Source organism: Stenotrophomonas sp. Ste86 (assembly GCF_024519465.1).
GTDB lineage: Bacteria > Pseudomonadota > Gammaproteobacteria > Xanthomonadales > Xanthomonadaceae > Stenotrophomonas.
Window position 1 is genome coordinate 1 of record NZ_JALJRW010000018.1, and the last position, 12612, is coordinate 12612.

General features: G+C 66.8%; 8 protein-coding genes. 3 read left to right on the plus strand and 5 right to left on the minus strand.

Annotation, left to right across the window (positions count from 1 at the left end):
• Positions 1-317: 317 nt before the first annotated feature.
• The 3 genes from mqo to NR101_RS14695 all read right to left on the minus strand — a co-directional run bounded on the left by mqo (position 318) and on the right by NR101_RS14695 (position 3772).
• On the minus strand, positions 318-2015 hold the full coding sequence (gene mqo, locus NR101_RS14685) for a malate dehydrogenase (quinone) (protein WP_256776367.1): 1698 nt from the start codon (positions 2013-2015) through the stop codon (positions 318-320).
• A 149-nt stretch (positions 2016-2164) separates the two neighbouring features.
• Complete coding sequence (locus NR101_RS14690) at positions 2165-2749, minus strand: hypothetical protein (RefSeq protein ID WP_256776366.1); 585 nt, start codon at positions 2747-2749, stop codon at positions 2165-2167.
• 117 nt (positions 2750-2866) lie between these two features.
• Positions 2867-3772 (minus strand): LysR family transcriptional regulator ArgP, encoded by a 906-nt coding sequence (locus NR101_RS14695; protein WP_256776365.1) that lies wholly within the window; start codon positions 3770-3772, stop codon positions 2867-2869.
• A 135-nt stretch (positions 3773-3907) separates the two neighbouring features.
• Between NR101_RS14695 and NR101_RS14700 the strand changes: the two genes are divergently transcribed.
• Positions 3908-4546 (plus strand): LysE family transporter, encoded by a 639-nt coding sequence (locus tag NR101_RS14700; protein ID WP_256776364.1) that lies wholly within the window; start codon positions 3908-3910, stop codon positions 4544-4546.
• Between the two features lie 645 nt (positions 4547-5191).
• On the plus strand, positions 5192-7165 hold the full coding sequence (locus tag NR101_RS14705; RefSeq protein WP_256776363.1) for a S9 family peptidase: 1974 nt from the start codon (positions 5192-5194) through the stop codon (positions 7163-7165).
• Between the two features lie 71 nt (positions 7166-7236).
• On the opposite strand, the gene NR101_RS14710 is transcribed toward NR101_RS14705, so the two are convergent.
• Together NR101_RS14710 and NR101_RS14715 are read right to left on the minus strand one after the other, a co-directional pair.
• Positions 7237-9012 carry an oligopeptide:H+ symporter gene (locus NR101_RS14710; RefSeq protein WP_256776362.1) on the minus strand — a complete coding sequence of 592 codons (1776 nt, stop codon included), beginning with the start codon at positions 9010-9012 and terminating at the stop codon, positions 7237-7239.
• Positions 9013-9191: 179 nt separating this feature from the next.
• On the minus strand, positions 9192-10343 hold the full coding sequence (locus tag NR101_RS14715; RefSeq protein ID WP_256776361.1) for a heparan-alpha-glucosaminide N-acetyltransferase domain-containing protein: 1152 nt from the start codon (positions 10341-10343) through the stop codon (positions 9192-9194).
• 222 nt (positions 10344-10565) lie between these two features.
• Here NR101_RS14715 and NR101_RS14720 point away from each other — a divergent pair, with 222 nt between their 5' ends.
• A complete protein-coding gene (locus NR101_RS14720) occupies positions 10566-12536 on the plus strand; it encodes an oligopeptide transporter, OPT family (RefSeq protein ID WP_256776360.1) in 1971 nt (656 codons plus the stop codon).
• The last annotated feature ends 76 nt before the right edge of the window (positions 12537-12612 follow it).

Genomic DNA, 12612 nt, shown 5'->3' on the forward strand with positions numbered 1-12612 from the left:
ATAAAGGGGGAGGGGGCGGCCGCAGGCCGACGCCGGAGGACATTCGCCGGAAAGGCCATGGGGGCCCACCGCCCGGCCCACCGACCACCGCTGGAGGCGAAATAAACGAGGAGAGGGCGCCCGCAGGCCGACGCCGGGGGACATTCGCCGGAAAGGGCATGGGAGCCCAGCGCCCGGCCCGCCGACTGCCGCTTCATAAAGGTCCAGAGAGCGCCCGATGTTTCCCACGCCGATGGAATAACACGCAAAAAAAATCCGGCCCACACCGGGGCCGGATCCAGGTTTTCACCGCGCGGCCAACGCCGCAGCAGGCAGGCTTACAGCGCCTGCAGTTCTTCGTTGGCGTTGCGCTTCTTCTGCGTCGGCGCGGCGGCCGGCGGCGGGGTCAGCATCACCGCCGGAGTGGTGGCGTTTTCCACCGGTACCTCCAGGTAGGGCAGCTTCAGCGTTTCGCTGGTCTGGCGGCGGATCTCGTTGGTCAGTGCCGGGCTGTCGTTGAGCTTGCGCCCGTAGGACGGCACGATCTGCTTCAGCTGCGCTTCCCAGCCGGCGGCCATCTGCTGCGGGAACGCCTTCTTGAGCAGGTCCAGCATGATCGGCGGCGACGTCGAGGCGCCCGGCGAGGCGCCCAGCAGCGCGGCCAGAGTGTGGTCCTTGTCGGTTACGATCTCGGTACCGAACTGCAGCACCGGACCCTTCTCCGGGTCGCGCTTGATGATCTGCACGCGCTGGCCGGCGGTGACCAGTTTCCAGTCCTCACGCTTGGCGTTGGGGAAATACTTCACCAGTTCGGCCTGGCGATCCGCGTCGTTCAGGCGCGCCTGGCCCATCAGGTACTTCACCAGGTCCAGGTTCTCCATGCCCACATCGAGCATGCCGGCCACGTTGTTGTGGTTGACCGAGGAATACAGGTCGAACCACGAGCCGTGCTTGAGGAACTTGGTGCTGTACAGCGCGAACGGCCCGAACAGCACCACCGGTTTGCCGTCCAGCTTGCGCGCGTCCAGGTGCGGCACCGACATCGGCGGCGAGCCGGTCTCGGCCATGCCGTAAGCCTTGACCGAATGGCGTCCGGCAATTGCCGGGTCCTGGAAGGCCAGGAATTGGCCGCCCACCGGGAAGCCGGCATAGTCCTTCGCCTCGGGGATGCCCGACAACTGCAGCAGCTTCAGCGCGGCGCCGCCGGCACCGATGAACACGAAGCGCGACTTGATCGTGGACTCCTTGCCGGACTTCAGGTCCTTGACCGTCACGTTCCAGCTCTTGTCCTCGTTCTGGCGCAGCGCGCCAACTTCATGCTCCAGGTGCAGCTGGAAGTTCGGGCTGCGCTGCAGGCCGGCGGTCAGCTGCCGGGTGATCACGCCGAAGTTGACGTCGGTGCCCAGCGGCATCCAGGTCGCGGCGACCTTCTGCTTCGGGTCGCGGCCTTCCATCAGCAGTGGCGCCCACTGCTTGATCTGCGTGGCATCCTCGGAATACTGCATGCCGTAGAACAGCGGGTTCTTGACCAGCGCCTGCTGGCGCTTGTGCAGGTAGGCGATGTTGTCATCGCCCCACACAAAGCTCATGTGCGGGGTGGGATTGATGAAATCCGACGGTTCGCCCAGGCGGCCCTGCTTGATCTGGTGCGACCAGAACTGGCGGGAGATCTCGAACTGTTCGGCGATACCGACCGCCCGCTTGGTCTCGATGCTGCCATCGGGCAGTTCGGGGGTGTAGTTGAGTTCGGCGAACGCCGAGTGGCCGGTGCCGGCGTTGTTCCAGCCGTCCGAACTCTCCAGCGCCACGCCGTCGAGGCGTTCGTAGAGCTGGATGTTCCAGTCCGGCTGCAGTTCCTGCAGGAACGTGGCCAGGGTGATGCTCATGATGCCGCCGCCGACCAGCACGACATCGACCGGCTTGCCGTTGGCCGCGGCCGGGACCGAGCGCTGGTGCAGGGGCCAATACAGGAAAAGCGCGGCTGTCAGCAGCAACAGCACGAGCAGGCCGAGGACGACCTTGGCGAATTTCTTCATGGGGATCTCAGGTGGGGGAGATGTGAACAGGATGCCCACGCCCCGGCTACGAGGCGTGAAGAAACAAAGGGTTGGCACTCCAGGATGGCGATTTTATCGCCTTTCGACCGATTTCTGGTGCAACGCAGCATCCGGCCGGTGCAATGCGCTCAATCCGGCGAAAGGGTGAAGTACTCGGCCAGGAAGTAGATCGCCTGGTACAGCAGCGCTGCCACGGCCAGCGCCAGCTGCACGCGTCGCTGCCGGCAGACCGCACCCAGGCCGGCGATCGCCAGCATCAGCACCGTATGCAGGGGATAGGCCGGCCCGAGCATCTGCCACCGGCTGTGGCCCTTGATGGCCGTATCGCCCAGGTCGAGCAGGGTCAGCAGCGCCAGCATGCCGAAGAACCAGCCGCGACGTTGCAGCAGATAGGCCTCATAACTGCCGTACTCGCGCACGTCATCGGGAAACAGCAGCACGCACAGCATGAACCAGGCCGCGCAGTAGGCGATGACAAACAGGTACAGCCCGAACGTCCATTGGCGCACTTCGCCGAGGCGGAACTCCCACCACCAGAACGTCACCACCGAGATCAGCGCCCACAGCACCCAGCACAGGTGGATCCATGACCAACCACGCCGCCCGGGGTGCTCGATGATCGAGGCCAACCCGCGCAGCAGGGTAGTGATGCTCAGCCCCAGGATGATGCTGAGCACCACGCGGATATGCAGGTAGACCGGATCGGTGTCCATCGCCATGGCCATCGCGGGGATGCGCCGATGCTGCGCCGGGCAGGATCATCGGGCCGTGTAGGGCGTGGCGCCCCGCAGGATGTGCTTCTTGCTTCTGAACCGTGCCGGCCGATCCCGTCAGCGCTTCTTCCGCACCAGCGTGGTCGACGCATCCAGCACCGCCCGGGTCAGCAGCGCCATGGTCTGCACGTCGCCCTTCCAGTGCTGCCAGTACAGCGGCACGTCTTCCCACGCGCGCTGCTTCATCAGCACCAGTCGGCCGGCCTCCAGATGGCGCTTGACCAGCGGCAGCGGATTCATCGTCCAGCCCAGCCCGCCCAGGTTGGCCTGGACGAACGCCCGCGTCGACGGAATCCACCACGTCGGTGCCGTCAGTGGCAGATCGTCACCGGCCAGGCGTCGGGCAAAACGCGCCTGCATGTCGTCCTTGCGGTTGAACACCAGCACCGGCGCCTGCGCCAGCGACTGCGCATTGACCCCCTTGGCGAAATGCTTCTCATGGAAGGCCGGGGTGCACGTGGCGGCGTAGCGGATGCTGCCCAGCGCATGGATCTGGCAGCCTTGCACCGGCTCGTCCAGGGTGGTCACCGCGCCGAGCACCGCCCCCTGGCGCAGCAACGCCACCGTGTGGTCCTGGTCTTCCGAACGCAGGTCCAGCGTGGTGCCGGTCTGCCGCGCGAAGTTCAGCGCTGCCTCCGGGAACCAGGTCTCCAGGCTGTCGTGGTTGACCGCCACCGGAATGCTCGCGTGCGGCAGGTCTTCATCGGCGATACCCATCCGATGCAGCGCATCGTGCTCCAGCAGCGCCGTCTGCTCGGCCAGCTGCACCAGCACCTGGCCCTCCGGGGTGGCCACCGCGGGCGAGGAGCGCTTTACCAGCAGTCGCCCGACCCGATCCTCCAGCGCCTTGATCCGCTGGGACACCGCCGAAGCGGTCACATTGAGCGACTGCGCGGCCCGCTCGAAGCTGCCCTCGCGGACCACCGCGGCCAGCGCGCGCAGCTGGGCATGGTCGATGCGCATCAGATTAAGTCCTGCTAAAGATGGTTAAGTAAGTTTAGCTCTACTTTTTCATGTTGCGGCGCGACAATATGCGCCATCCGGTGCTGTACGCCTTGGCGAGGCACCGCTCCCATCTGCAAGACAAGGCGGTATCCCATGTTCTCCACCATTCTCTCCGGCGGCCCCGGTCTGGCCGCGTGGCTCAGTGGCGCCGCTACCGGCATCGGCCTGTTCGCCGTGGTCGGTGCGCAGAGCGCCTTCATCCTGCGCCAGGGCATCCTGCGCAAGCACATCGTGCCGGTGGTAGCCACCTGCGCGGCGATCGACGGCATCTTCATCTTCGCCAGCGTGGCCGGCCTGCGCACCCTGACCCAGGCGCTGCCGTGGCTGACCACGGTGGTGCTGTGGGGCGGCGTCGCCTTCCTGGCCTGGTACGCGTGGCAGTCGGCGCGGCGTGCGCTGGCCGGTGGCGGCGGCATGCACGTGGACGATGGCGACAGCACCTCGCGCCGTGCCGTGCTGATTTCAGCAGTCGGCTTCTCGCTGATCAACCCGCATTTCTGGCTGGACATGATGGTCATTGGTGGCATTGCCGAAAACTTCGGCAACGCGCGCATGGCGTTCGCCGCCGGCGTGTTCACCGCCAGCTGCCTCTGGCTGACCGCCCAAGGGCTGGGCGCACGCATGCTGGCCCCGCTGTTCACCAAGCCCAAGACCTGGCGGATCCTGGACGGCACCATCGCGGTGATTCTGTCGATCCTGGCCCTGACCCTCGCGTTCCGCGGCATGCATTGAACTCTCTCCTCGATGCGTTCCTCAATGGCACCGCTTGCGGTGCCATTTTTTATGGGTTTTCCCCTGCATCGGCGTGGCAAGCACGAAGCCCGCCGTGGACCTTTACAGGCGCGGCCGTCGGTGGGTCGGGCGCTGGGGCCCCATGCCCTTTCCGGCGAATGTCCTCCAGCGTCGGCCTGCGGCCGCCTCCTCCCCCTTTATTTCGCCTCCAAGGGCATGGGGCCCCAGCGCCCGACCCACGGACGGTCGTCAGAAGAGCCCGCTTTGCCGCGTTGCCTGTGCCATCCGCAAGCCGAGCCCCGTAGCGGCCGCTAGGCTCCTGGGCAAAATAAAGGAGGAGGCCGCTCCGCGGCCGGGGGACATTTGCGCCAGGGGCCTAGCGGCCGCTACGGGGCCCTCACGCGCGCGACAAACCCGAGCGGAGACAGCACTAGATCCAAGACGGCGTCCGACTACCCAGCCACACGTATCGCTGTCTGCGACGCGCCTTCAAGGAGGCGCGCCCCAAACTGGAAGAAACACCCTGTTACAAGCGCCACCGAGGAAAGACCCGACAGGCGGGTCCGAAGTGCTCCTATGATCCCGGCATTCAGCTTCCGTCTAGAATCGGCCACCCGGACAGGGTGTCCGGAAACAGGGGGAAGGATGCGCAAGTCAGGCTGGATGGCATTGATCGTGTGTGGCGCGCTGGCGGGGCAGGCCGGTGCAGTGGACCTGGACCGATATCTCAAGCGCGATGATTTCGCCGATATCAAGATTTCGCCCAATGGCGACTACTTCGCCGCCACCGTGCCGATGGAAGACCGCACCGCGCTGGCGATCCTGCGCCGGTCGGACAGCAAGGTCGTGGGCACCTTCGTGCCGCCGGCCAAGAACCACGCCAACGACTTCGACTGGGGCAACGGCAATCGCGTGCTGATCGGGCTGGCCGAGAAGATCGGCGCGCTGGACATGCCACGACCCACCGGCGAGTTGTTTGCGATCAACGCCGATGGCGGGCGCGGCGAACTGCTGGTCGGCTACCGCGTGGAAGGCAACGGCCCCGGCACCCGCATCCAGCCCAAGAAGGTAGAGGCCGTGGCGGCGTTCCTGTTCGACGACCTCCCGCAGGATGACCGCAACGTGCTGGTCTCGATCTGGCCCTTCAGCAACGAGCCCTTCACCCGCGTGGACAAGCTGGACGTACAGAGCGGTCGCCGCCAGACGGTGGCGCTGTCGCCGGTACGTCGTGCCGAGTTCGTCAGCGACGCCAACGGCCAGGTCCGCTTCGCCCATGGCGCCGGCACCGACAACGTCAACAAGCTCTATTACCGCGAAGGCGGGGGCGACACCTGGAAGCTGGTCAACGATGAGGCGGTCAATGGCCGCATCGAGCAGGCGATCGGCTTCTCCGCCGACGGCAAGCTGGCTTACTTCACCTCCGAGCAGGCCAACGGCCCCACCGCGATCATCGCCTGGGATCCGGCGACCGGCGCGCGGACGCCCGTGCTGCGCGATCCCAAGGTCGATCCCAGCCGCATCATCCGTCGCCCCGGTACCGCCATCCCGGTCGGCGCGCTGTTCCTGGGCGACACGCCGCACACCCGCTTCTTCGATGAGACCTCCGTCGATGCACGGCTGTATCGCAGCCTGGAAGCGGCCTTCGGTGGCGATGCGGTCTTCATCACCTCCAGCACCCGGGACGGCAAGCAGCTGATGATCGAAGCGTGGTCGGGGCGGAATCCCGGCGACTTCTACATCTTCAACAACGAAACCAAGAAAGCCGATCACGTGATCAGCCGCAGCAGCTGGGTGGACCCGGCCAAGGCCGCCACCGTGCTGCCGGTGGCGGTCAAAGCCCGCGACGGACTGGACCTGAGCGGGTTCCTGACCGTCCCGGCTGGTCGTGCCGGCGGCAAGCTGCCGATGGTGGTCATGCCGCACGGCGGCCCGTTCGGGATCTTCGACGACGGCAGCTACACCACCGAAACCCAGCTGCTGGCGGCGGCCGGTTATGCCGTGCTGCAGGTCAACTTCCGTGGCTCGGGCAACTATGGCCGCGCCTTCCAGGCCGCCGGTGCGAAGCAGTGGGGCGGGACGATGCAGGATGATCTGACCGACGCCACCCGTTGGGCCATTGCGCAGGGCCACGCCGACCCCGCGCGGATCTGCATCTACGGTGCCAGCTATGGCGCGTATGCCGCCCTGATGGGCGCGGCCAGGGAGGCCTCGCTGTACAAGTGCGCGGCCGGTTATGTCGGTGTCTACGACCTGCCCATGATGTTCACCCGTGGCGATACACAGGAAAGAAAGTCCGGTGAAACCTTCCTGAAGGATTGGTTGGGCGATCCGCAGAAGCTGGCGGCAGTGTCGCCGGTCAACCTGGCCGCGCAGATCAACGTCCCGGTGTTCCTGGCTGCGGGCGGTGAAGACCAACGCGCCCCGATCTTGCACACCAAGCGTATGGAAGAGGCGCTGAAGAAGGCCGGCGTGCCGGTGGAGTCGCTGTACTACGCCACCGAAGGCCACGGCTTCTACACCGATCCGCATCGCCGCGAGTACTACAGCAAGCTGCTGGCGTTCCTGTCGCGCAGCCTCGGCGGGGAAACCGCCAACGCAGCGCCGGCCGCACAGCCCTGATCAGCGCTGCAGCGTGGAAACGAGAACGGCACCGCGAGGTGCCGTTCTGGTTTGGGCATGGGGGGCGCGCCTTATTTCACCCCGTGCATCATCTTCTTCAGCAGCGGCGAGCAGGCCAGCGCGACGGCCGCGCAGCCCAGGCCGATCCACATCAGCAGCCAGAACAGGTGCGCGTAACTGGCCGCGGCGCTGGCGATGTTCATCGTCTGGCCCTCGGGCACTTCGATCGCGGCGAGCTTGCCGAACAGCGCGGCCAGCGTTTCGGAGAAGGCGGTGGCCAGGAACCAGGTGCCCATCATCAGGCTGACCACGCGCGGCGCGGCCAGCTGGGTGACCGCCGACAGGCCCACCGGTGACAGGCACATTTCGCCGATCTCCAGGATCAGGTAGGCCAGCACCAGCCACCACACGCTGGCCATCTGCCCGGTCGCGCCCACCTGCTGGGCGGCCAGTGCCAACGGCACGAACGACAACGCGGCAAAGATCAGTCCGATCGAAGACTTGACCGGCTTGGACGGGTCCAGGCGACGGCGGTCCAGCCACGCCCACAGCATCGCAAACAGCGGGGCGAGGACCACCAGGAACAGGCCACCCAGATAGGTCAGCGAGCCGGCGGTCTGCGGGATCACCAGGCAGTCGCGGATCAGCATCACCAGCATCAGTGCGACGATGACGATGAACAGGTTGCGCGGCGCGGTCGAGCCGGGGCTGCGCTCGGACAGCCGTGCGGCCACCACGAAGCCCAGCGGCGCCAGCAGCAGCGAGGCGATCGACCACGGCAACGGGGTGCCGCCCTGGATCACCAGCGACGGCACCAGATCCTTGGTCAGCAGGCGATCGGTGAAGGTCACCCACGACCCGTAGGTCTGCTCGTACAGGGTAAAGAACACCAGGGCCATGAAGATCAGCGCCATCAGCGCGATCATCTGCTGGCGCTGCACCGGCGTGCAGCGGGTGCCGGTGAACCAGGCGAACCAGACCAGCACGCCGCCGAGCACGACGATCATCAGCATCAGCGCCAGACTGATTTCACCGCCGAGCGCGAACGCGCCGTTGGCGGCGGCCCACATCAAGGCAGCGACGGGGATCACGCCGAGCACCGCCAGCGCGTAGATCAGCCACTCGCGGCGGATGCCCAGCACGCGCTGGCGCAGGGCCGGCACATCGGTCGGTTCGGCGTGGCCTTGCAGGTACTTCTGGCCCCACAGGAACATGCACAGGCCGATCACCATGCCGATGCCGGCCGCACCGAAGCCGTACTTCCAGCCATAGGCTTCGCCGAGGAAACCGCACACCAGCGAGGCGAACAGCGCGCCCAGGTTGATGCCGGCATAGAACAGGGAGAAGCCGGAGTCGCGGCGTGGATCGTTTTCCGGATACAGCTTGCCGACGATGGTGGAGATGTTGGGCTTGAGGAACCCCACGCCCATGATGATCAGCGCCAGCGACAGGTAGGTGATGCCCAGCGCGGCGTCATCGCGCACGATCTGCCCGTCGATGCGGGTCGCCGCGTGGCCTTCGAAGGCCATGCCCATATGCCCCAGCACCAGCAGCACGCCGCCGAACACCACCGCCTTGCGCATGCCCAGCCAACGGTCGGCGAGCAGGCCGCCGAACACCGGGATGCAGTACACCAGGCCACCGTAGGCACCGAGCAGATCCAGCCCGGCCTTGTCGCCGAACAGGTGGTACTTGGTGAGATACAGCAGCAGCAGCGCCTTCATGCCGTAGAACGAAAACCGCTCCCACATCTCGGTGAAGAAGCAGACGTAAACGCCCTTGGGGTGGCCGAGGAAATCGTCGGTGGCAGTGGAGGTTGCGGAGGCGGGCAGGGCGGCTGCGGTCATCGAGGGATAGGGCGCGGCGGACAAGGAGGCGAGTATAGGCCCGGGGCGAAGGGCCAGCCGTGCCGCGTCTGGCCGCTCCGCCGTCGTGGTGTCGGCCGCTCCGCTGTCGTAGTGCCGGCCGCTACGCTCTAGTAGTGCCGGCCGCTGGCCGGCAGCCTCACCATCCCGGCATCGCGCGCTTACAGATAACGAAGCCAGGCCAGGTCCCGCCGGCGCGCCTTGAACCGCGCGAACGCTCTGGTCGGCCAATACAGCGCCAGGGCCAGCACCGCGGTGATCCCCCACAGGCTGGCCACGTGGTCCACGGCGAAGTACGCCCCGTGGGTGTGCCCCCAGCGTGCTTCGGCCAGCACGTACAGCAGCTTCAACACGTACAGGTGCAGCAGGTAGAAGAACATCGGCGCCGCGCCGATGTCGGCCAGCGGTGCCAGCGCCCGGGCCACGCGCGGCTGCTCGTACAGGCGCAGCACCAGCAGGCCGATGCCCAGGGTCAGCAGCAGGAACAGCAGCGAGGGCGGGTACTTGGTGACGTTGAAGAAGCTCATCAGCGTGCTGCCCGGGGTGGCGAAGGACTGCCACGGGCTGTCGCCGTAGAGGTTCACCGCCCGCAGCAGCACGAAGCCCAGCAGTGCACCGGCCCCGGCCATCCACAGGCGGCGCTGGCGCAGCAGGGGATCGCCGCCGCGCGCGAACCATGGGCCGATCACCCAGCCCAGCGCAATGACGCCGATCCACGGCAGCACCGGGTAGGAGGTGCGCAGGCGCAGCCCGTCGGTCACGGCGATCCAGTCGCGCTGGTGCAGCACCTTCCACAGCACGGCCAGCGCCCCGTCGCCCTGCACGCGTACGCCATCGAGCAGGTTGTGCCCGGCGATCACGGCCAGCGCCAACACCGCCAGCGCCCCGCGTGGCAGCCACAGCAGCCCGGCCAGCGCGATCATGCTGATGCCGATCGCCCAGATCACCTGCAGGTACATCACGCTGGGCGGGAACTGCAGCGTCCACGCGACATTGACCACCAGCAGCTCCAGCACCACCAGGAACAGGCCGCGCTTGAGCAGGAAGGCCGACGCGGCCCGGCGCCCATCCGGTTTGCCACTGGCGTACAACCAGGCCGACAGGCCGGTCAGCAGCACGAACACCGGCGCACACAGATGTGCCAGCAGCCGGCTGACGAACAGCGCCGGCTCGACCTGGTCCACCACCATCGGGTCGCCCACCTGCTGGTGCATATGGAAGGTTTCGCGTACGTGGTCGAGCAGCATCAGCACGATCACGGTGCCGCGCAGCTGGTCGATGGAGGTCAGGCGGGAGGGGGAGGAATACGTCACAGCGGCGCCGGTTACTCGGTGCGATAGGATATAACATTACTAAATGGATGGGCCCGGCGCTGGACGTTGCCGAGTCCGGCGGGACGCGGCCGCAGCGGCACGCGTCGGTCAACAGGCGCCTTGATCGGGGGGTGCAGGGTTGCCGGCCAGCGGCCGGCACTACTGGACTTGCCCGTACATGAACGCTAGCGTGGCAGGGATTTTTTGCCAGCAGGGGCTTCCATGAACAACGACGCTGCGCCACGCCAGCTCACTTTCCGCGCGGTGGTGCTTGCCATCGTGCTGGCAGTGATTCTGTCGGCCGCCAACGCCTACCTGGGTCTGTTCGCAGGCCTGACCATCGCCACCGCGATTCCCGCCGCCGTCATCTCCATGGGCGTGCTGCGCCTGCTTGGCGGTGGCACCATCCTTGAAAACAACATCGTCCAGACCGGCGCCTCGGCCGGCTCGTCGATCGCCGCCGGCGTCATCTTCACCATCCCCGCGCTGGTGATCATGGGCTACTGGCCGGACTTCAAGTACTGGTGGGTGCTAGGCATCGCCGGTCTGGGTGGCCTGCTGGGCGTGCTGTTCTCGGTGCCGCTGCGTCGTTCGATGATCGTGGAAGATCCGCTGCCGTTCCCGGAAGGCAAGGCGGCCGCCGAAGTGCTCAAGGCCGGAGAGAATCCGGGCCCCGGCCTGAAGATCCTGGCCGTGTCGGCGGTGATTGGCGCCTTCGTGAAGCTGGCCGCCGAAAGCGGCCTGCGCCTGATCCCGGATGCCTGGGCCACCTCGGCCTACGTGGGCAGCTCGAAGATCACCGCCTTCATCGGCACCAACCTGTCCCCGGCGCTGCTGGGCGTGGGCTACATCGTCGGCCTGAACGTCGGCATCGTGGTGGTGTCCGGCTCGATCCTGACCTGGCATATCGCCATTCCGCTGTACCAGTCGTTCTTCATGAACACCGATCCGGCGCTGGCCGCGTCGATCGCCACGGCCACCTCCACCGAGGCGGCGTTCGCCATCTGGGGCGCGAAGATGCGTTACCTGGGCGTGGGCGCGATGCTGATCGGCGGCGTCTGGACGCTGATCTCGCTGCGCAAGTCGCTGCTCAACGGCGTCAAGAGTGGGTTTGCCGCGGCCCGCAAGAGCGGTGGCCCGGCCCTGGCGCACACCGAGCGCGACCTGCCGATGAAGTGGATGCTGGTGGCCCTGGTGGTGTTCACCCTGCCGCTGCTGGCGCTGTACCAGGCCATCGTGGGCCAGTGGCATGTGTCGATCCCGATGACCCTCATCATGATCGTGGCCGGCTTCCTGTTCGTGTCGGTGTCGGCCTACCTGGCCGGCCTGATCGGCTCCTCCAACAACCCGGTCTCGGGCATCACCATCTCCACCATCCTGTTCGCCTCGGCGGTGCTGGTGCTGCTGCTCGGCAAGGACGGCCTGACCCCGGTCGGCGTCGGCGGCGCACCGCTGGGTGCGGTGGCCGCGATCATGATCGGTGCGGTGGTGTGCTGTGCGGCCGCGGTCGGCGGTGACAACCTGCAGGACCTCAAGGCCGGTTACATCGTCGGCGCCACCCCGTGGAAGCAGCAGTTGATGCTGGGTATCGGGGCGTTCTCGTGCGCGCTGATCATGGCCCCGGTGCTGAACCTGCTGGCCACCGCCTACGGCATCGGCGTCAAGTCCGAGCTGCATCCCAATGCACTGGCCGCGCCGCAGGCCAACCTCATGGCCTCGGTGGCCAAGGGCCTGTTCGGTGGCGAACTGCCGTGGACCTTCATCGGCATCGGCGCGGTGGTCGGCGCGGCGATCATCGCCTTGGACAGCTGGCTGAAGTCCCGCAACGCCCGCTTCCGCGTGCCGGTGCTGGCCGCGGCGATCGGCATTTACCTGCCGCTGGAGCTGATGGTGCCGATCTTCCTGGGCGGGCTGATCGCGTATCTGGTGGAGCGTTTCCACAAGATCCGTGGCGACGATGAAGAAGGCCGCGACCGCGTGCACAAGCCGGGCGTGCTGTTCGCCGCCGGCCTGATCACCGGTGAAGCCCTGATGGGTATCGCGATCGCAGTGCCGATCGTCATCAGCAGCCGCGCCGACGTGCTGGCGCTGCCGTTCCACCTGCCGGGCGCGCAGTGGATCGGTCTGGCCGTGCTGTTCCTGGTCGGCTGGTTGATCTACCGCACCGGCAAGCGGGCGGTCGGTTCGGTCTAAACAACCCGACCGGTTTCAAGGCAAACCCCGCTCCGGCGGGGTTTGTCGTTTCTGCGGCCCGCCCATCCCCCTGCAT

What these genes read in the sequence shown, in the direction of transcription:
- mqo (WP_256776367.1), bottom strand. Translation starts at nt 2,015, where the DNA reads ATGAAGAAATTCGCCAAGGTCGTCCTCGGCCTGCTCGTGCTGTTGCTG.
- NR101_RS14690 (WP_256776366.1), bottom strand. Translation starts at nt 2,749, where the DNA reads ATGGACACCGATCCGGTCTACCTGCATATCCGCGTGGTGCTCAGCATC.
- NR101_RS14695 (WP_256776365.1), bottom strand. Translation starts at nt 3,772, where the DNA reads ATGCGCATCGACCATGCCCAGCTGCGCGCGCTGGCCGCGGTGGTCCGC.
- NR101_RS14700 (WP_256776364.1), top strand. Translation starts at nt 3,908, where the DNA reads ATGTTCTCCACCATTCTCTCCGGCGGCCCCGGTCTGGCCGCGTGGCTC.
- NR101_RS14705 (WP_256776363.1), top strand. Translation starts at nt 5,192, where the DNA reads ATGCGCAAGTCAGGCTGGATGGCATTGATCGTGTGTGGCGCGCTGGCG.
- NR101_RS14710 (WP_256776362.1), bottom strand. Translation starts at nt 9,012, where the DNA reads ATGACCGCAGCCGCCCTGCCCGCCTCCGCAACCTCCACTGCCACCGAC.
- NR101_RS14720 (WP_256776360.1), top strand. Translation starts at nt 10,566, where the DNA reads ATGAACAACGACGCTGCGCCACGCCAGCTCACTTTCCGCGCGGTGGTG.